The 21,349-nt window shown below is 37.9% G+C and carries 16 protein-coding genes; 9 read left to right on the top strand and 7 right to left on the bottom strand.

What is annotated here, in order from left to right; translation table 11 throughout:
- Positions 1-21 precede the first annotated feature (21 nt).
- A complete protein-coding gene (alaS, locus tag SP041_RS14870; protein ID WP_025566171.1) occupies positions 22-2,649 on the bottom strand; it encodes an alanine--tRNA ligase in 2,628 nt (875 codons plus the stop codon).
- A gap of 600 nt (positions 2,650-3,249) precedes the next feature.
- Complete coding sequence (rlmJ, locus tag SP041_RS14865; protein WP_025566172.1) at positions 3,250-4,092, bottom strand: 23S rRNA (adenine(2030)-N(6))-methyltransferase RlmJ; 843 nt, start codon at positions 4,090-4,092, stop codon at positions 3,250-3,252.
- Between the two features lie 432 nt (positions 4,093-4,524).
- On the opposite strand from rlmJ, the gene SP041_RS14860 reads away from it, so the two are divergent.
- The 3 genes from SP041_RS14860 to SP041_RS14850 all read left to right on the top strand — a co-directional run bounded on the left by SP041_RS14860 (position 4,525) and on the right by SP041_RS14850 (position 7,430).
- Positions 4,525-5,892, top strand: coding sequence for an MFS transporter (locus SP041_RS14860; protein WP_025566173.1), 1,368 nt, complete (start codon positions 4,525-4,527; stop codon positions 5,890-5,892).
- A gap of 57 nt (positions 5,893-5,949) precedes the next feature.
- Positions 5,950-6,615, top strand: a complete 666-nt coding sequence (locus SP041_RS14855; RefSeq protein ID WP_025566174.1) for a single-stranded DNA-binding protein — start codon at positions 5,950-5,952, stop codon at positions 6,613-6,615.
- A gap of 551 nt (positions 6,616-7,166) precedes the next feature.
- Complete coding sequence (locus SP041_RS14850) at positions 7,167-7,430, top strand: hypothetical protein (protein WP_025564646.1); 264 nt, start codon at positions 7,167-7,169, stop codon at positions 7,428-7,430.
- Positions 7,431-8,152: 722 nt separating this feature from the next.
- Here SP041_RS14850 and SP041_RS14840 read toward each other — a convergent pair.
- Entirely contained in the window at positions 8,153-8,443 is a 291-nt protein-coding gene (locus tag SP041_RS14840) for a type II toxin-antitoxin system RelE/ParE family toxin (RefSeq protein WP_025564645.1), read from the bottom strand.
- The gene (locus SP041_RS14835; RefSeq protein ID WP_025564644.1) at positions 8,433-8,681 is read right to left on the bottom strand and encodes a type II toxin-antitoxin system Phd/YefM family antitoxin; all 249 of its coding nucleotides are present in this window, start codon (positions 8,679-8,681) and stop codon (positions 8,433-8,435) included. The genes SP041_RS14840 and SP041_RS14835 overlap by 11 nt, the downstream gene beginning before the upstream one ends.
- Positions 8,682-8,976: 295 nt before the next feature.
- Here SP041_RS14835 and SP041_RS14830 point away from each other — a divergent pair, with 295 nt between their 5' ends.
- The 3 genes from SP041_RS14830 to SP041_RS14815 all read left to right on the top strand — a co-directional run bounded on the left by SP041_RS14830 (position 8,977) and on the right by SP041_RS14815 (position 12,802).
- Positions 8,977-9,525, top strand: a complete 549-nt coding sequence (locus tag SP041_RS14830) for a hypothetical protein (RefSeq protein WP_205961207.1) — start codon at positions 8,977-8,979, stop codon at positions 9,523-9,525.
- A gap of 1,302 nt (positions 9,526-10,827) precedes the next feature.
- Positions 10,828-12,057, top strand: coding sequence for a TerD family protein (locus tag SP041_RS14820; protein WP_025565835.1), 1,230 nt, complete (start codon positions 10,828-10,830; stop codon positions 12,055-12,057).
- A gap of 460 nt (positions 12,058-12,517) precedes the next feature.
- Positions 12,518-12,802, top strand: coding sequence for a hypothetical protein (locus tag SP041_RS14815; RefSeq protein ID WP_025565836.1), 285 nt, complete (start codon positions 12,518-12,520; stop codon positions 12,800-12,802).
- A gap of 860 nt (positions 12,803-13,662) precedes the next feature.
- On the opposite strand, the gene SP041_RS14810 is transcribed toward SP041_RS14815, so the two are convergent.
- Entirely contained in the window at positions 13,663-14,814 is a 1,152-nt protein-coding gene (locus tag SP041_RS14810) for an iron-containing alcohol dehydrogenase (RefSeq protein ID WP_025564665.1), read from the bottom strand.
- Between the two features lie 311 nt (positions 14,815-15,125).
- On the opposite strand from SP041_RS14810, the gene SP041_RS14805 reads away from it, so the two are divergent.
- Together SP041_RS14805 and SP041_RS14800 are read left to right on the top strand one after the other, a co-directional pair.
- Positions 15,126-15,656 carry a MarR family transcriptional regulator gene (locus SP041_RS14805; RefSeq protein WP_276607153.1) on the top strand — a complete coding sequence of 177 codons (531 nt, stop codon included), beginning with the start codon at positions 15,126-15,128 and terminating at the stop codon, positions 15,654-15,656.
- A gap of 213 nt (positions 15,657-15,869) precedes the next feature.
- The gene (locus SP041_RS14800) at positions 15,870-17,636 is read left to right on the top strand and encodes an alkaline phosphatase D family protein (RefSeq protein ID WP_025564667.1); all 1,767 of its coding nucleotides are present in this window, start codon (positions 15,870-15,872) and stop codon (positions 17,634-17,636) included.
- A gap of 344 nt (positions 17,637-17,980) precedes the next feature.
- On the opposite strand, the gene tdh is transcribed toward SP041_RS14800, so the two are convergent.
- Both tdh and SP041_RS14790 read right to left on the bottom strand, forming a co-directional pair.
- Positions 17,981-19,015 (bottom strand): L-threonine 3-dehydrogenase, encoded by a 1,035-nt coding sequence (gene tdh / locus SP041_RS14795; RefSeq protein ID WP_025564668.1) that lies wholly within the window; start codon positions 19,013-19,015, stop codon positions 17,981-17,983.
- On the bottom strand, positions 19,005-20,213 hold the full coding sequence (locus SP041_RS14790; RefSeq protein WP_205961206.1) for a glycine C-acetyltransferase: 1,209 nt from the start codon (positions 20,211-20,213) through the stop codon (positions 19,005-19,007). Before SP041_RS14790 ends, tdh begins: the two co-directional genes overlap by 11 nt.
- A 177-nt stretch (positions 20,214-20,390) precedes the next feature.
- Here SP041_RS14790 and SP041_RS14785 point away from each other — a divergent pair, with 177 nt between their 5' ends.
- Entirely contained in the window at positions 20,391-21,335 is a 945-nt protein-coding gene (locus SP041_RS14785) for a LysR family transcriptional regulator (RefSeq protein WP_025564670.1), read from the top strand.
- Positions 21,336-21,349 lie beyond the last annotated feature (14 nt).

The raw sequence follows: 21,349 nt of genomic DNA, 5'->3' as shown, positions 1-21,349 counted from the left end.
CAAGGTATAGACCCCTAATTTTTATAAACGTTCAATTAACCAAGGAGTTACCAATGCAAGCGCATCTTTTAATGCGGCAGGATTGTTTCCGCCAGCCATCGCCATATCTGGACGACCACCACCTTTTCCGCCAACAGGGATAGCAACAACGTTGACTAAATCACCTGCTTTGACTTTTTTAGTTAAATCTTTTGTTACACCTGCAATCAAACTCACTTTGTCATCACCAACCGTCGTTGCTAATACCACGATGCCTGATTGCAACTTGTTCTTCATTTCATCGACGCTATTACGTAACGTTTTAGGGTCAATGCCTTCCATGTAAGCAACAACGACTTTCACACCGTTGATATCGATAGCTTGTTCAGTCAAGTTTGAACCTGCTTCACTTGCCGCTTTCGCTTTAAGTTGTGCTAGCTCTTTCTCAAGCACTTTATTACGCTCTAGCGTTTGCAGGATTTTCTCACCTAACGTGAATGAATCACCTTTAACAAGATCACAGGCTTTATTGAATTGCTCACGTAAGTTTTGCAATACATTACCAGCAGCGTCACCCGCAGCCGCTTCAATACGACGAACGCCTGCAGCAGTGCCCGCTTCAGAAGTGATAATGAATAACCCCATATCACCAGTACGTTGTACATGAGTACCACCACATAGTTCAGTTGAGAAATCACCCATTTGAACAACACGTACCATATCGCCATACTTCTCACCAAATAATGCCATTGCACCTTGGTTTTTAGCTTCTTCAATGTCCATCAATTTAGTCACAACTTCATAGTTGTTACGAATGGCTTGGTTGACCATATAAGTCACTTTATTAAGTGCTTCAGCTGATACAGCTTCAAAGTGAGAGAAATCAAAACGTAGTTTCTCAGCATCACATAACGACCCTTTTTGAGTCACATGCTCACCTAACACTTGGCGTAATGCTTCGTGTAATAAATGAGTTGCAGAATGATGTAATGCAATTGATTTACGACGTTCAGCATCAACTTCAGCTTCAACAGACTCGTTCGCCTTGATAGCGCCCATACTAACGTAACCAATATGTAAGAAAGCATCGCCAGATTTTTTAGTATCTGTTACAACAAAAATACCATTACTGAACTTAAGCACGCCCGAATCGCCTACTTGGCCGCCCGACTCTGCATAGAATGGTGTTTTAGCTAGCACGATTTGAGCGTTATCACCTTCGACTAAACTATCAACAAGCTGGCCTTCTTTGATTAACGTCGTCACGGTAGAAGACCCTACTAGCGCTTGATAACCAATAAACTCAGTTTTGCCTTCGATTTTTAATACGTCGTTATAGTCTTTACCGAAGTTATTCGCTGCTTGAGCACGCTTACGTTGCTCAGCCATTGCACTATCAAAACCATCTTCATCGATAGTTAATTCACGTTCACGCGCAATATCAGCAGTTAAATCAGCTGGAAAACCGTAAGTATCGTAAAGTTTAAATACAACGTCACCAGGAATAACACTACCTTGTAGCGCATCTAGCTCGTTATCTAAAATCAGTAAACCACGCTCTAGCGTTTTACCAAATTGCTCTTCTTCTAGACGTAAGATCTTTTCAACGAATTCACGTTGCTGACCTAGTTCCGGGTAAGCATCGCCCATTTGTTTAATTAGCTCTTCATAAATACGGTAAAAGAACACTTCTTTTGCACCCAATTTATGACCGTGACGTACAGCACGACGAATAATACGACGTAGTACATAACCACGTCCTTCATTTGACGGCATCACACCATCGCAGATCAAGAAACCACATGAGCGGATATGGTCGGCAACAACACGTAACGATTTATCTTGTAAATCTTGTGCGCCTGTTATGTCAGCTACTTTCTGAATCAAGCCTTTGAATAGGTCGATATCATAGTTTGAATGACCGTTTTGAATAATCGCAGAAATACGCTCTAAGCCCATCCCCGTATCGATAGATGGGTTAGGTAGGTTTTCCATTGAACCATCAGCACTACGGTTAAATTGCATGAAAACGATGTTCCAGATTTCAATGAAACGGTCGCCATCTTCTTCAGGTGTGCCTGGAGGACCGCCCCAAATGTGCTCACCGTGATCGTAGAATATTTCAGAACAAGGACCACAAGGACCCGTATCACCCATTGACCAAAAGTTATCAGACTCGTATTTTTTCTCAGGTGATTTATCACCAATACGAATGATTTTATCTTCTGGTACGCCGATTTTATCAGCCCATAATGAAAATGCTTCGTCATCACTTTCGTAAACAGTAACAAGCAGTTTCTCTTTTGGTATTTTCAGAACGTCAGTTAAATATTCCCACGCAAATCCAATCGCTTCTTCTTTGAAGTAATCACCGAAACTAAAGTTACCCAACATCTCAAAAAAAGTATGGTGACGAGCCGTGTAACCAACGTTATCTAGATCGTTATGTTTACCACCAGCACGAACACAACGTTGGCTTGATGTAGCGCGTGTATAAGCTCTTTTTTCAGTGCCTAAAAAGGTATCTTTAAATTGATTCATACCTGCATTAGTAAATAACAAGGTAGGGTCATTCTCAGGGACTAGTGAACTACTGCTCACAGTCTGATGCCCTTTCTTACCAAAGAAATCCATAAATCCTTGGCGAATATCAGCGGTCGATTTAGTCATGACTTATTCCATGTAAAAGTGTCAATTTAGGTATTCTTAAAAAATGAGTCTTTAAGCGCTAAATAGATGAAAAATAAATGGAGGCTAATATATCATGCTGACGGTGCTGGTGAAAGTAGCGATAAATGCCCTCATAGCAATTATTTATTACTCAATATAACCTTTATGAATAAGCGAATCGGCAATTTGCGGTTAAACCTCTAACGTAAGGAATCAGAGGCTATTCAATACGAATAGTTTGTTGAGTTTATATTGATTCAAAGATCTTACTTTACAGACAATAAATATTATTTTTTTAGTAAATTTTAAACGTTTCAACAGATATAAAACTCGAAATAAAATGCAGAAACGACTTAGAAAATGCCTTAATGAAGAAACGGATGAATGAAAAGACGGCTTAAAGAAAAGACAGTTTAAGGAAGGTATTAATAATAGAGGCTTTATTGTTGAAGCAAGAACTTGATTGGCTAGTGATACTGATGATAACTAGCCAATACTTAAAACACGCTTATTTACTTATCTATTTACCTATTTATCTATTTATCTATTTATCTATTTATCTACCTACAGACTTACAGACTTAAAATAAATAGATAACGCTTATTCAGCCACTAACGTTTCAATACGGTAAAAACCTTCACCGTCAATACCTAGCGCTTCCGCTAAAAATGGCAAACTATGTTGCATCTCTTTTTGTAACGTCCATGGTGGATTAATCACAATCATGCCACTTGAAGTCATACCACGTTCTTCTTTATCCGCTTCAATACCCAATTCAAATAACTGGATATTTTTAATGCCAGACGATTTTAACGCTCTTTCCATTTTATTAATCAACGTACGTTTAACAACGGGATACCATAAAGCATAAGTCCCTGTCGCAAAACGACGATGAGCATCAACTAACTTGTCAACCACTTCATCATATTCTGTTTTAATTTCATAAGACGGGTCAATCAACACCAAACCACGACGCTCTTTGGGTGGCATAGTAGCAATTAAGCCTTGTAAACCATCGCTATTCGCCATTTTAATGCGGCGATCACCAGAGAAGTTGCCACGCATGTTAGTAAATTCATTAGGATGTAATTCAAATAAGAACATACGATCATCATCACGACGCATTTGATTACAAATCATCGGAGAACCAGGGTAAGACAGTAACGCTCCTTCCCCATTAAATGCTTTAACCTGCTCTAAATAACGAGATACAGGCACCGGTAAATTTTTAAGCCCCCATAACGCACCAATCCCGTTTTTAAACTCACCTGTTTTTAATGATTGAGCTGAATCTAATTGAAAAGCACCACAGCCAGAATGGGTATCCAAATAACAAAAAGCTTTATCTTTTTGCAATAAGTAATCAAGGATAGAGGCTAATACAGTATGCTTTAACACATCTGCAAAATTCCCAGCATGGTATGAATGACGATAACTCAGCACAAAAAACTCCAAAAAGGTTCTAGAAAAAATAAAATAATAACTGGCGCAGTATAAAGACTTTACGGTTTTATTGCGCGAAAAAGATAAACAGAAATAATTCATGACATGTTACTATCCGCCCTCACTTAATGGGTGTGACACCTCAAAATATAACGTCAGTCATGCAGTGAAGGATTTTATAACCTAATAGATGTAGATAATGTTACTCAATACATAACCTTCAATTGAGTGACAAGTTCCATACCGTCATCATCAACGTTGTAATAATCAATATAGTAATATCCAATTAAGTAATAGCTAACGCTGTAATAAATAATGTAGTAATAAGCAATATAATAAACAATGTAATGGCAACCAAGGCTTTAAGAACTCATTTGTAGCCAACTAGATATATTACCTATACCCCCTGTTTTCAGTAAAAGTGGAATGTTCATGTCTTCAGATGCACTAAGTCCTTTCGAAAAACGCGCCGCTCTCTCCCTCTCATTAGTTTTTGCATTACGCATGTTAGGCCTATTCATGATCATGCCTGTATTCGCAATATACGGAAAAGATCTGATTGGTTACTCGCCTCTATGGGTGGGTTTTGCGATAGGCGCTTACGGATTAACACAAGCACTCCTACAAATACCAGCTGGCATATTATCCGACAGATTTGGTCGTCGCCCGATCATTTACGGCGGTTTAATCATTTTTGCACTTGGTAGTTTAGTCGCCGCTTTTTCAGAGTCCGTTTATGGTGTAACGATAGGCCGCGCTTTACAGGGAACAGGCGCCATCGCCAGTGCTATTTTAGCCTTAGCCGCCGACGTAACAAGAGAACAACAACGCTCGAAAGCAATGGGCATGATAGGTGTGAGTATTGGCTTAGCGTTCGCAATGGCAATGGTAGCAGGTCCCGTGTTAGCGCCTTTTATTGGGCTAAAAGGGTTATTCTTAATCACCGCGGCAGGTGCACTCGTCGGTATTGCCATTGTTTATTTCTTAGTACCGCATGTCACCACGAAAGCCCCTAAAGGTGACACCATTGCCATCCCCTCTTTAATTGCAAAACTGGCTAAACAACCTCAACTACTTCGCCTTAATGTCGGTATTTTTATATTGCATCTGTCGTTAACGGCTATTTTTGTTAATTTGCCATTAAAACTACAACACATGCAATTACTTGCCAATGAACATTGGAAAATATATTTACCGGCTTTATTAATCTCATTTTTACTGATCATCCCCATGTTGATCGTCTCTTCTAAAAAACAAAAAAATAAACATTTTTACCTTTTTTCTATTGTTTTAATGTCGCTCAGCTTAGTCGCTATGGCATTCACTGATGAGTCTATTCTTATCATGTTTATTGTTATGCTACTGTTTTTCACCGCCTTTAACTTTTTAGAAGCATCATTACCTGCTTTTATCTCAATGCTTTCCCCAGCAGGCACCAAAGGCACTGCAATGGGGATATATAGCACATATCAATTTTCTGGTGCATTTATCGGTGGTATTGTGGGTGGGTTATCCTATAAACTAGTAGGCAGTAGTGGCTTATTTTTATGCCTAGCAGGGTTAATGATAGTATGGTTTTTACTCTCCCTTGGTATGCATAATCCAAGTAAAATTCGAACTTTTACGTTCACATCGAACCTAAAGAACGAGCAGCAAGCCAATGTACTCATTAATCAATTAGCAGCATTAGATGGCGCGTTAGAAGTGGTTATTATCACGGAAGAAAAAGCAGTTTATATCAAAGCGAATACACAGCTTTTTGAGCGACAACAAGCGCAACACATTTTAGATAATAGTTAACATTGCTATTACTATTAAATATTTTAAATAAATAATTCGAAATAGCGGAGTAAAAACATGTTTAACCGTAGTGTAAACAAAGTAGTCCTAGTAGGTAACCTAGGTAAAGATCCTGAAATGCGTTACACCCAAAATGGTGGCGCAGTAGCTAACTTTTCAATCGCAACAACGGAAAGCTGGAAAAACAAACAAACAGGCGAATACGAAAACAAATCTGAATGGCACAACATTGTTGTATTCGGTAAGTTTGGCGAAATGGTTGGCCAGTACCTTAAAAAAGGTGCAAAAGTTTACGTTGAAGGTAAATTGCAAACCAACAAATGGCAAGGTCAAGACGGTCAAGATCGTTACAAAACTGAGATCATTGCAAACGACATTCAAATGCTAGATGCGCGTAATCAAAATGCAGGACAAGGCCAAGCGCCTTACCAAGCACCGCAACAGCCAGGTGGATACCAAAGCGCTGCGCCACAACCAGCTGCTGCACCAGCACAGTCTTGGGGTAATGCACCGCAACAACCACCAGCACATCAGCCTGCTCCGCAAATGGCACCAGCATATCAGCCACAGCCGACACCTGCACAGCAACGACCTGCGCCAGCACCTGCTCCACAGCAACGTCCGGCACCAGCGCCTGCTCCAGCGCCACAGGCAAAACCGCAACAAGCTCCAGCGTCATTTAATGAGCCATCAATGGATTTTGATGACGATATCCCGTTCTAGGATTGAGTTGTCTTTTTAAGATGATTTATTAAATTGTAGAATAGTAAAAACCTAGCACTGCTAGGTTTTTTTATGTCTATAATTTGAAATGTTAAATTCACCTGACTTTATTTGAGCTATACCGATTACATTAACTAAGTGATCTAAATTTTGCGCAGGAAAAATGACTTAGTTTAAGGCGTAAATTGAGCTAAATGGTTGTTCCCTTTACGAAATTTACAACGAAGAAATAAGTTATTTTAACAAGTAAAATAGATCAGTTAATTAGTGTGATTGGTATTAATGCTTTCAAATAATCAATAAGTTCATATATCTCTCACCTGCTGCATTTCCACCGTAAATATTGCAAGGTCCTACGCTTTTAGATGATTAAAAATTCATAAGTGAACTATAGCTCTTTGTTTTATCGACAAACCAACGTAAAGTAATAATAATATTTTAATTATTAACTCTTGTCGTATTTCTCCCGTTAAAATGACATTTTGTGAGTTAGTAAAGCTGTTAGGCCTATATCGTATTATCAATATAATAATAAAAAGGAATTCTAATTCATGCAGAAAAACAATATAAAAATACATTCATTAATCGTAATCTTTGCAAGCACTATATCTTTAGTGTCTTTAAATGCTAACTCCAGCGAGAATGGCGTGTGCAATATAAAAGGGAATATTTCATATAATACTGGCGAGAAAATTTACCATGTAAAAGGTCAGAAATATTATAAAAGAACAAAAATAAATGAAAATAAAGGTGAAAAATATTTTTGCTCAGAAGAAGAAGCAAAAAAACAAGGTTGGCGTAAATCAGAAAGTTAAGGCATAACCGGGTAGCCGGAGGTATCTAACCTCAAGCCCCTACACCACACTGCATGTGGCTCCGCACAGGGCGGTTCATCTTATGATGAATAGTGAATATTAATCCACAAATCCTTTAATTACATCAAACCTTGTCTGGCTAAAAACTCATTACTGAGCGCTATATTGATCCCTTTGGTTTTCGAACTACAACAAGGTTCTTTACTGGTACTTTTTATAAACCTACTGGTACAAGAAATAGCTAAACGTTCACTTACGCCAAGTTTGATCAATGGTCTCTAGTTCGTCCGTAGTTTTGGCCATTGCCGATAAACGTGGACTTCATTAAAACAATGATATCGTCACACGAATAAAACCCACAATATTCTTTAATAATACTGTTTTGACCTAACCTTCTTCACCCTTCGTGCCTTCGTGGTTAATCAGCTTTTGATTTTAAAAGACCAAAGCAACCACGAAGCCGCTACGCTGCACGAAGGACACGAAGAAAAGTTACAATGTTAGTAAATAGTAAGGCTTTTGACCTAACCTTCTTTCTCTTTCGTGGTTAATCGGTTTTTGATTTTAAAAGACAACTTCAATGAACAACTTCAAAGAGTGGCTTTTCAATACTTTGCTCAATACTTTGTTCTTAAAGCAGGAAAATTTACAATTGTTTTTTTCACTGCGTTCAACATTTTAACCAACTATAAATTCCCTCTTAATGAGGCGTTAAACCACAATCAGTCGTTGAGACGTTTCGTCGCCTTTTTATAAGCATCGCTTCGTTCACGTTTACCGACTGCAAGCACAGTTACAGTGATAATGTTATCTGTGACTTGATAAACTAAACGATAACCGGATTGGCGAAGTTTAATTTTATACATATTATCTGCGCCTGATAACTTAGCCCCTGGTATGTGAGGATTAGTTAGGCGTTCAATTAGTTTTTTCTTAAATTGACTTTTGAGTGTAGCGCCTAGCTTATTCCATTCTTTTAATGCGCTTTTCTTGAATTCGAGATTATAAGTCATCAATATTTACCGAAATGCTACTTTCATTTTGTCGTTCTATTGCTAAAGCTAAAAGCTCAAGATCTTCAATTTTGTCCATCATCATTTCGTAGGCTTCAGCAGGTACACAATAAAATGCTGGTTCATTTCTGTTGAGTACTGCAACAGGCTCGCCATAGGCGCTTGTTGCAACTTTCATTGGATTTGCTTTGAACTCAGTGATACTGGCAGCAACGTCAGCTAAGATTCTAGTGGTCATTAAGTGGTCTCTTATTAGGTCGTTTAATGAGTCCATTGTAGTTGTATAAAAGTGGTTTAACAAGCAGCTCAATGCGAGAGAGTAAATGCATATATTCAATCATTCTTGGGTTATCGGAATAGGAGGAGGGATTCTTAGTGGTTTTATTGTAACTCTAATTACTCACTATCTATTTTCCAAAAAAGACAACAAAGAATACATCCAAAAAGTTGCAACTGTAAACAGAGAAGTTATTTACGCACTTAGACCTAGAATACCCGAGGGACACATACCTGATAATGAAGTACTGTCATCCTTGATAAATGCAACAGCACGTAGATATAAAGTTGAGCACGGTGATGTATACCAAGCCAAGCAAATAGCCGAAGAGTTGATCAAAGAAATTATGGATTCTAGTTTTATTTCTTCAGAAACAAAGAGAAATTATTGTGAGACGTTAGCTCACTTAGTAGCGGCTGAAAAAGTCGGTGAGTTAAGTGCAACTTTAGATGTTGAGCGTGTGTCAATTGAGTCTGAATATCGACGTAAGCAAACAGCAATAATGAGCTCTGTCCTTGGCATTACCTCTGCGATGGGAACAATGATAGTTGATCTAACTACCGTTTTGGATAAACCTTCAGCTTCTTCACCGTTCAAAGAGTTGATTGGTATGACGTTACCAGCGTTAACTATTTTAGCTTCTGTAATGGTTGCAACAGCGGCAATGTTGGTCAGCATGAAGCTTAAAAAAGCAAGAGAAGAACGTAGTAGCGATAAAGAAACTGAATCTGGTAGCCGGAGAAATCTAACCTCCTGCCCCACACCACCCTGCATGCGGCTCCGCACAGGGCGGTTCATCTTATGATAAATAGTGAATATTAATCCACAAATCCTTTAATGATATCAAACCTTGTCTGGCTAAAAACGCATTACTGATCTCAACTTCAATGAATGACTGTCCAACACTTTCTAGCACCGTAAAGATTGCAACGTCCCATGCTTTCAGATGATTAAAGATTCACAAGTGAACTATAGCCCTTTGTTTTATCGATAAACCAACGTAAAGTAATAATAATATTTTAATCATTAACTCTTGTCGTATTTCCACCGTTAAAATGACATTTTGTGAGTTAATAAAGCTGTTATATGCTCCTCATTAGATAGTGAATATTATAATCGCACTAGTTTGTGAAAGTTGGAAAATAGCCATAAACACTTAAATTACAATATTGGACGTAAACGATAATATGAGGTTGAGTAAAGTTTTAAAAATAGGTTGGGTAGTAGCTGTGCTGCTAGGTTTTTTAGCTGGCAATGCCGCTGTTTATGCTGCATTGCAACACAATCCGCAACAAGAGTTTCATAGTATAGAAACTATTAACTGGTTTGAGCTATCGATGATTTGGTTTTCATGGTTTTTGATTGTGTCAACTGTTCTCGGTGGGATCACGTCTTCCTGCTTAATTGTCGTATATAAGTTGTTTAGATATATATAGCATATAATCGGGTAACCGGAGGTATCTAACACGCTGTATGCGGCTCCACACAGGGCGGTTCATCTTATGATAAATAGTGAATGTTAATCCACAAATCCTTTAATGACATCAAACCTTTTCTTGCTAAAAACGCATTACTGATCGCTATATTGATCCTTTTGGTTTTCGAACTAACTTCAATGAATGACTGCACAACACTTTTGCTCTTCCATTAAAAAATTTAATTACTATTTCACTTGTAATCCTATTTAATATTTTCACAATTCGCTCTGTGTGGTTGTGTGTTTCACATCCCAAACTAAAAGTTAAACACACAATTGATCGTCTTTAGGCTGTATTATTAAGCATTTATGTTATCGCAGTCTCATATAATCTTGGTGTAAATTAAACCTTACAAGGACAAAAAAGTCTATCTTATGGAAGGGAAATATATGTTCTAATACTTTAAAAGGCTTCAAATTGATTTCAAAAATTCATTTTTTAGTTATGAAAGCAATTCTACAACCTCGCTATTTTTATCGAATTTTTAATGAATCTACACGAATTATGAATAAATATTTCTCAAGATATTTTGTCTTATATACCTAATTCAGACACTTTTAGTTGTGATGAAGTTTCAAGCCTCCATTTAGTGAGAGTATAATATTTAACCTATCAATAAGGAAAAAATAATGAGTTCCGAACTTATAAAAGGTGGTAATTGCACATTGCCGCGTAATAATGGCACGATTTTAATTAAACACTCCTCATCAACCACAAGAGATATAAATCTAACCGCTTTTTTACTTGATGACACAGGAAAAGTAAAAAACGACGATGGTATGGTATTTTTTAACCAACCTTGTGATATTGATAAAATAGCACAATTCATAACACCAATAGAAAGTAATGGTGTTACTACTCACCAGATCAACTTTGATCTTAATTATGTATCTGATATTGCTAAAATAGCGATCACTTTAACTGAAGATAATGACATCGGTTTTGATGGGCTAAATTTAACGGCTGAAATTCATTGTGATGGTACTGTTACGAAACTAACGTCACTTGCTTTCAATACAGAAAAAGGGATCATTATTTCTGAAATATATAATCGAAACGGACAAACTAAAGCAAGAGCCGTTTGGCAAGGTTTTTCGACAGGCCTTGTGGGGTTATGTTCGAACTATGGCATTGAAGTGGATAATGAAGTCAAACAAGTACCTAAAACAGTTGTCACACAGGCAATTAAACCAGTAATGAAAGTTAGTCCAAGCATAAATTTGGAAAAAGTTAGTGGTAAAGTTGATCTGTCTAAAGGTAAAAAACCTATTCTTATTGAGAAAACTTCAGAAATAACTGTATCAATATCATGGGACAGTAATACAGACTATGATGTGTATGCACTGGTCTATCTTGCCAATGGAAAGCAAGTTGATGTAGCTATGTTTGGCGCTAAAGGTGTTCCGGTGTTACAAAGTTATAAAAACGCAGTGCGTCACTTAGGCGATGAAGTCGGAACTAAGCCAGAGAAAAAAGGATTTTTCCAATCTTCGATTAAAAATACAATATGCAAAGAAGAAATTAAGATCTGTTTGGATGATACTATTAAAGCAGTGGTTCCGGTTGCTTACTCAGCTCAATCTAACGGTTCAGGCTCATTTAATAAATACAATGTATCGATGTTAATTGATAATCATAATGGAACTGAAATTAGTATTTCAGCTAAAAATGCAAGTAAGGATAACAATATCTACACATGTGTTCCCGGTATCATCACGAATACTCCAAATGGGATTGTTATTGAGGCCCTAGAGTCGTATAGCGTCCCAAACTCTGAAAATAGACCTAAGTTAGAAATGGATAGCGATAGAAATATAAAAGTACTAATGGATCGCGGACCTATAAATAATTATAAATAATGGGTTATGCTCTCTCTTATACATTTTAACCAACTATTTTGAGTACTTAACAAAGTGTTGATATTCGTTTTAAGTTATAAGACTAATTCAGATATACAAGATATAGAGTTAACTGTAATACATACTTTTATCTCTAACTATTGTTGAGCTAAAAGTATTCCATTAAGGCTATAGAAAAGGCAATGAATAATTCGTTATTTTTGCTAATTTTACCGACTCAGAGCATTATTTTTCTTTTGCTCATATGATTACGCGAGTGAATAGGGTCAAGTCTGAATGGCTCTGTATTAAGGAATTTTTTAATAAATTAGTGTGATTATCAAATAATAAATAGATGTATGCAGCCAAGGAAAATCGTACTATAGATTCACCACAAACCAAGATGCTCTATTGACTGGTATAAGTTACTCTACAAACCTCGTTATATTTTCTCTGGTTTGGCTGTCATAAGGATTCAATGATGAATATAGATAAAGCAAAAAAACGTATCGCGAAGCAAGTTAAAAAAGGATTTAACGGCTACCCTCAGATCTCACTAGCGTATTTTGGTCAAACGTCGGATTCTGCAACTAAAGTCATTGTTTCATTCACTGCGGATGAGAACGCTAAACCACAAGACCAAACGTTTTTGAGTGAAAATGACGCTCGGGAAGACGAGACGATTCAATCGACGTTAGTGAAAATAATTGAACGAACTGATGCTAATACGGTTATTGAAATCGATGGTGTTTCGATCATTAATTAAAAAATAAAAAAGTGAATGGGGTCAAATCTTACTTTTTTCCTTTTTAAAATATGGCATCAAAAACTCATAATAAAGATGAAGGACTTTCAGCAACAGCAAACAGGACGTTTGCTGTAAGTTCATTCAGCGCATGGACGCGCTGTATGAACTGGTGCGTTAGGAAAGCCCTTTATTGTTTGGGTAAGAAAGCGAATCGGTGACAGTTTTCTTTGGATCTTTTATAGGTATAGGTTTTTTGCTGTTCAAAGAAAGTAGAGTCGCCGACAGGGTGAAAAACCAAGCTGGAAATATTAATGTAACTCGTTGAGCGCAGACGAACCCACACTCAAAATAGCTACCACTCTCCCGCCGTTGAGCTTTTCCAAACAATGAAGGACTTTCAGCGACAGCAAACAGGACGTTTGCTGTAAGTTCATTCAGCGCATGGACGCGCTGTATGAACTGGTGCGTTAGGAAAGCCCTTTATTGTTTGGGCAAGAAAGCGAATCGGTGACAGTTTTCTTTGAATCTTTTATAGGTATAGGTTCTTTACTGTTCAAAGAAAGTAGAGTCGCCGACAGGGCGAAAGCACAGTAAATAAAAATCAATATGACCGGAAAAGCGCAGAAGAAGACTAAGACTAACAAAAAAATAGAAGCCTATTGAGGCTAAAAAAAAACGCATGCCTAATTGCTTAGAGATGCGTTTATATTATTTGGCAGATTCAAGTTTCAAATATCGTTAGATAAACTTGTTTAATTTTATTTAGCTTAGTTTAGTTTAGTTTAGTTTAGTTCAGTAGTGACCAACATCAAAGCCATTAATGACTCTGATGTTATTCAACAACATGATTAAACTAGCTATTTAAATAGTGGCTTAACTTAAAGTGCTGTTTCTAAGATTTGACGAGAACGAGCTAAATCTATTGTGCCGTTTTCACCAAGCTTAGTCATACCGTGTGCTTCTAAACTTACCATTGCTGTATCTACATCAGTTTGTGTTAAGTCGATTTCGCTTAACGACACAGGTGTTTTCATTGCAGAGAAAAATGCTTTTGTTTTCTCGATAGCTGCATCGATACGTGCATCATCTGAACCTTCAGTGATATTCCAAATACGCTCAGCGTACTGTAATAATTTTGCTTTTTTCTCTTCACGACATACTTGCATGACTGCTGGTAACACGATGGTTAAACTACGACCATGGTCTACGCCAAAGTTACCTGTTAGTTCGTGACCAATCATGTGTGTTGCCCAATCTTGAGGAACACCGACACCAATTAAACCGCTTAGTGCTTGAGTCGCAGCCCACATTACGTTGGTACGCGCTTCCATATTTTGTAAGTCAACAATCAGTTTTGGACCTTCTTCAACTAATGTTAATAAAATGCCTTCTGCAAAACGATCTTGGATTTTTGCGTTAACTGGGTACGTTAGGTATTGCTCCATTACGTGAACAAATCCATCAACAACACCATTAGATGTTTGGCGTTCAGACAAGCTCAATGTAGTTTGAGGGTCTAGTACTGCAAATTGAGGACGTACAAGTGGATTACCAAATGCTAATTTTTCTTTACCACGAGTAACAACAGCACCTGAATTCGTTTCTGAACCCGTTGCTGGTAATGTCAAAATACAACCTAATGGCAGTGCAGTTTCAATCTTGCCTTGCTTAGCAAGAATATCCCACGCTTCTTCACCTTCAAAGTTCACTGCAGCTGCAATGAATTTAGTACCATCAACAACAGAACCACCGCCTACTGCTAATAAGTAATCAAAACCTTCTGCACGAATACGCTCAACTGCTTTCATTAATGTATCGTATTGTGGGTTTGGCTCAATACCTGAAAACTCATCCCAGTTATGGTCAGCAAGTGCTGTAACTACTTGGTCGTAAACGCCGTTGCCCTTAATAGAACCGCCACCATAGGTGACTAATATTTTTTTGTCTTTTGGAATACTGTTAGTGATCGCTGCAATTTGACCTTGACCAAAATGGATTGCGGTCGTGTTGTGGTAACTAAAATTGTTCATCTATTACTCCTTTAAAACGATTTATTCTATTCATCGTTTATTAAAAATTTTGTATTAATGAGAATGATTTACTTGAATGCATTACATCGGCGAATCGACTTTGTTTATACAACATGTGCCTATACGTTTCAGTTTTATGTTGCGATCAAATACGAATCAAACATGAACTAAATATTGCTCATATATCGCATATCTAAATTATTATCATTCAAATTAAATTGCACACAATTTAATTGTGGGTCAATTATATCTCGCATTGAAACGATAACGCAAGTATATTGTGCACAATGTAATTATTTAACGGATTGAATATGAGTAACGATAAGGTAGATTTAAAGATGAGCCAGTGTGAAGAGGTCGATCATGCTTCAGTTGAGAGTTGTTCAACTCATTCTTGCTCAATAGTAGAACCTGGTTCTAACTTGGCAATTGAAAAACAACTTTGTTTCTCTTTATACAGCACGGCGAATGCTATTGTCCGAGCATATCGCCCGATGTTAAAAGCGCTTGATTTAACTTACCCTCAATATTTAGTGATGATTGTACTTTGGAGTAATAATGGGATTAATATAAAAGATCTAGGGCAGATACTACATTTAGATTCCGGTACCTTAACGCCTTTATTAAAACGTCTTGAAAGTAAGCACGTCTTGACACGACAACGCGGTGAAAATGATGAACGCGTACGTGAAATCTTTTTAACAGAGCAAGGTATTAACTTAAAAAACCAAGCTGAAACCGTCCCTGAAAAAATGTTATGCAAGGCTAAATTGCCTTTGGAAGAATTGCTCGAATTAAAAAAAGGCTGTGATAGATTATTTGAAAATTTAATTGCAGAATAATTCATACCGTTATAATAAACCGTTGCCCTTATAACCAAACGTAAACAGTAATTGTTAGAATAAATAACCTAAGTTACTCACCTGTCTACGTTTTACATGGGATATAAAATAATATTTAAACGATAAATAGCTAACTATTTTATCATTTAGTTGTCACAAACTCACTCTATACTATTTTAATGCAAACATTTTTAACGCAGAAGGATAAAGTGAATGAAAGGATCTATTTCTCGTCGTGACTTCCTAATATTAACAGCGAAAGGGGCAGGTGCCGCGGTTGTATCATATGGTTTAATGGGCTGTGCTAGCGATGATGACGACGCTCAAACAAACAATAATATTGGCTTCAATCATGGTATCGCTAGTGGTGATCCTTTAACGGATGCCATTATTTTATGGACTCGCGTAACACCAACAACCGAAGGTGAAATTACGGTATCTTGGGAAATAGCGACAGACGAAGCTTTTACTCAATTAGTAAATACAGGTAATACGACCACCAGCAACGCAAGAGATTATACCGTTAAAGTAGATGCTATTGGCCTTTCTGCCGGCACTACTTATTATTATCGTTTCATCAGTAATGGCACAACCTCTTCAATAGGTACCACTAAAACCTTACCCGATGGCTCGCCTGACTCCGTTAAATTAGCCGTGTTATCTTGTGCCAACTACCCTGCTGGCTTTTTTAATGTGTATAACTTAGCCGCACAACAAGATGATTTAGATGCCATCTTGCATCTCGGTGATTATATTTATGAATACGGTCGAGGCGAGTACGGCAGCGATAATGCTGAAGCAATAGATCGTCAAGTATTACCCGAAACTGAAATTTTTAGTTTAAGTGATTATCGTACTCGCTATGCTCAATACCATAGCGATCCTGATTTACAACTATTACACAGTAAAGTGCCTTTTATCACCGTTTGGGATGACCATGAAGTCGCTGATGATACTTGGAGTGATGGCGCAGCAAACCATACCGAAGATGAAGGTAGTTTTGAAGAACGTAAACTTGCCGCCTTGCAAGCTTACTTTGAATGGTTACCTATCCGCCCTTGGAGTGAAGGTAACTATGCAGAAATTTATCGTCAATTTTCATTTGGTGATCTTGTTGATTTATACATGCTAGATACCCGTGTTTTAGCCCGTGAAAAACAGCTCAACTATGCAAATTATTTTGATGGTAGTGTTTTGTTTGATGAGGAAACGTTTAACCAAGATCTCTATGAAACTGAAAGAACCATGCTCGGGGCAGAGCAATTACAATGGCTTGAAGATAGCGTGAGTGTCAATAACGGCCGTTGGCAATTATTAGGTCAACAAGTATTAATGGGTGAAATGAAATTACCTGGTGCCATTGCATTAAATGCCATGAGTACAACGGATTATGCAGAGTTAGGACCATTAGCTTTATTAGCAGCACGTATCGAAGCTGGAGATTCTACGATAACCACCGATGAGCAGACCTATTATGAAGCCAATGCAGACAAACTGACTGCTGATGCTCTTAGTTTATTATCCTTCCCTGAACTACCATATAATTTAGATGCATGGGATGGATATGCAACAGAGCGAGATAAAGTATTGGCCATCTTTAATGACGCATCAAAAAATTTAGTCGTTGTGGCGGGTGATACACATAATGCATGGGCAAATGAGTTATCTAATAGCGATGATAAAATTGTCGGTGTTGAGTTTGCAACGGCTTCCATCTCGTCACCCGGACTTGAGTATTATTTAAATATTAGTGATGACGCAATCGAAAGTACAGAGGATGGTTTTGTTTCTTTAATTGAGGGGCTTAAATATTCAAATGCTAAAGATAGAGGTTTTTTAACCCTCACCTTCACTCAAGAGAAAGTTGAAAGCCAATGGCATTATGTCGACACGATTCTTAGTTCAGAGTACACAGAGCTGACTGATCGACTTAAAGTCGCCACTAGTAATACTGATGATCCTGGCTTAACGTTCTCATAAACTGAGCTTAAACATAGCGGCAATAGCGATTATAATTTCTATAACTTCTATAACGACTATAACTATACATCGACATTAAGCTGATACCATTCCGATTGATTTTTCGGAATGGTATCAATGTTTAACTAGTTTTCAGTGTATTCGACCAATGAAAACCTTTTAGTACTTATGACTAACTATAAGCTAACAGCAGTTTCAACCAGCAACATGATTAACGAGTAGTGACAACCAGTAACAGCGACCAGCAGCAATATTAACTAACAGTATTAACCAGCAGCAGTTTCAAGCAGCCACATCGACCAGTATTACTCAGCCAGTAGCAGTATTAACAATCAACAAATCCACTATTTTTCCCAGTCTAAAATCACTTTTCCTGATTTACCAGAACGCATCATATCGAAACCTTTTTGGAAATCATCCACGCTAAAATGATGTGTAATGATAGGCGTTAAATCTAAGCCAGATTGAATAAGGCTAGCCATTTTGTACCACGTTTCAAACATCTCACGACCATAAATACCTTTGATCACTAACCCTTTAAAGATAACCTGATTCCAATCGATTGCCATATCTGAAGGTGGAATGCCTAACAAAGCGACCTTACCACCATGGTTCATATTTTTTAACATGCTATTAAACGCAGATGGGTTACCAGACATTTCTAGTCCCACATCAAAACCTTCTGTCATACCCAATTCAGATATCACGTCTTCTAGCTTTTCATCTTTCACATTAACGGCACGTGTAACGCCCATTTTTTTAGCAAGATCTAGACGGTATTGGTTAACATCAGTGATCACCACATGACGAGCACCCACATGTTTTGCAACTGCTGCGGCCATAATGCCTATCGGGCCAGCACCAGTAATCAACACATCTTCACCCACTAAATCAAATGATAAAGCCGTATGAACTGCGTTACCAAAAGGGTCAAAAATAGACGCAAGATCATCTGAAATTTGATCAGGAATCTTAAAAGCATTAAACGCAGGCAATACTAAAAATTCAGAAAATGCCCCCGTTCTGTTAACACCTACGCCACTTGTATTACGGCAAAGATGAGTTCGACCACAACGACAATTACGGCAATGTCCACAGGTAATATGTCCTTCTCCAGAAACACGGTCGCCGAGTTTAAAACCGCGAACCTCTTGCCCCATGCCAACCACTTCACCAACGTATTCATGACCAACCACTAAAGGAACAGGAATAGTTTGTTGCGCCCATTCATCCCAATTATAAATATGGATGTCAGTGCCACAAATTGCTGTCTTTTTAATGCGAATAAGCAAATCATTATGCCCAACTTCAGGCTTTTCAACGTCAGTCATCCACAGCCCTTGTTCAGGCTTTAATTTAGCTAACGCTTTAATTTTCATGACCAATTAACTCCATCTCTTGCCCAACTTTAATAAACGCATCAATCGCGGTATCAAGTTGTTCACGAGAATGCGCGGCAGACATTTGTGTACGAATACGAGCTTTCCCTTTAGGCACTACAGGGAAAGAGAAAGCCACCACGTAAATACCTAAAACTAATGCACGTTCAGCAAACTCAGCAGCGACTTTGGCATCACCCAACATAATAGGAATAATCGCATGGTCAGCCCCTCCCATGGTAAACCCAGCAGCTTCCATGCGGGTACGGAAGTGCGTTGAGTTTTCCCATAGTTTGGTGCGTAAATGTCCAGATTCAGCGAGTAAATCAAGCACCCGAATAGACGCTGATACAATCGCAGGTGCTACCGAGTTAGAAAAAAGATAGGGCCGAGATCGTTGACGTAACCAATCGATAACTTCTTTTTTGCCTGAGGTATAACCGCCCGAGGCACCGCCCATCGCTTTACCTAACGTACCAGTAATAATATCAATTCGGTCAATCACGTCATGGTATTCATGGGTACCTGCTCCATTGTCACCCATGAACCCAACGGCATGAGAATCGTCAACCATCACCAATGCGTCATATTGTTCAGCTAAATCGCAAATAGCCGGTAGGTTTGCCACTACGCCATCCATTGAGAACACACCATCAGTAACAATAAGGGTATGACGAGCACCCGCTTCTTTGGCAGCAATCAATTGTTGTTCAAGCTCTGTCATGTCGTTGTTAGCATAACGAAAACGCATTGCTTTACATAAACGAACACCATCAATAATAGAAGCATGGTTTAACGCATCTGAAATAATCGCATCTTCTTTACCTAAAATAGTTTCAAATAAACCGGTATTGGCATCAAAACATGAGGTGTAAAGAATGGTGTCTTCTTTGCCTAAAAAAGTAGATAGCTTTTGCTCTAATACTTTATGTGAATCTTGCGTACCACAAATGAAACGTACTGATGCCATCCCAAAACCATGTTCATCCATGCCGTCTTTTGCCGCTTGAATAAGCGTTTCATGATTGGCTAAACCTAAATAGTTATTGGCACAAAAGTTTAATACTTCCTGCCCTGTAGAAATTGAAACAGCGGCTTTTTGCGCAGAAGTAATAATACGTTCTGATTTATATAATCCTTCGCTCTTTACTGTTTCTATTTGTGTTTTGATTTGTGCATAAAATGTAGAAGACATCATATTTCCTTCTTTAAGTGGTTATCGTTTAGCTGTTATTTTTCTTTATAAAGAATCCTTTTATAAAGAATGCGACATATAAATGTTATTGATAAAAAGTATAATAAAATCGAATAAACAGATTCTAATTGAAACCGATTACAACTATTAGCCTATAAAATGGAAAACCATTGGTGAATCATGGTCACAAATAAACTAATTACTTTATTACCCGATTTAGCCACTTTTATTGTTGTGGTGAATGAAGGAAGCTTTACAACGGCAGCCAAAAAGCTAGGGGTAACACCTTCCGCTTTAAGCAAATTGATTACGCGTTTAGAAAGTGCACTATCGGTAAAGTTGTTTGAGCGAACCACGCGTCGCTTATTGATCACCGACGCGGGTAAAAAAATATACCAACAATCAACGATCATTGTTGAAGCCGCTCAACAGGCCATTGATATCTCTAGTTTAGAACATACCGTGCCTTCTGGAACGTTAACCGTTGCAGCACCAAAAGCATTTTTAACTATTGTATTGCAGCCACTAGTCACTCCTTTTTTAACTAGATACCCAAAAATTCAGTTAAAGCTAAGAGCGTCAGACGGTGATATCGATATGATAGCGCAAGGCATTGATGTGGTATTTCGCTTAACCGATAAACCCTCTGAAGGGTTGATAATGAAAGAGATCGGTAAGGTGCATTTAAAACTCTGTGCAAGCCCCGACTATATAAAAAACAGAGGCTGCCCGACTCATCCACAACAATTGTCAGAGCATGATTGTTTGTATTTAGGTGAAACGGCCATCGACCATATATGGGAGTTTATGAAAAAAGAGGAAAGGCATGTAATCGCTGTTTCTGGACGCTATGCCGTCAATCATTCTCAGATGCGTTTAAATGGTGTTAAAGATGGTTTTGGGATTGGCATCTTCCCTGACTTTGTGATTAAAAATGCACTACAAAAAAATGAAGTGGTTGACGTGCTTTCGGATTGGGAAATTAAAGGTAATTACGCAGGTGTGATAGCAATGCAATATGCACAAAATAAATACATGCCCTCTCGCTTAAAAGTATTCACTGAGTTTGTAACTGCACACTTAATGCAAGGTACCTTCAATGAAGGTGCAGTTAATACCGAATAATAAAATACAAAATA

It is taken from the genome of Psychromonas sp. SP041 (assembly GCF_000470315.2).
Taxonomy (GTDB): Bacteria; Pseudomonadota; Gammaproteobacteria; order Enterobacterales; family Psychromonadaceae; genus Psychromonas.
This window is presented reverse-complemented; position numbering and strand designations above follow the sequence as displayed.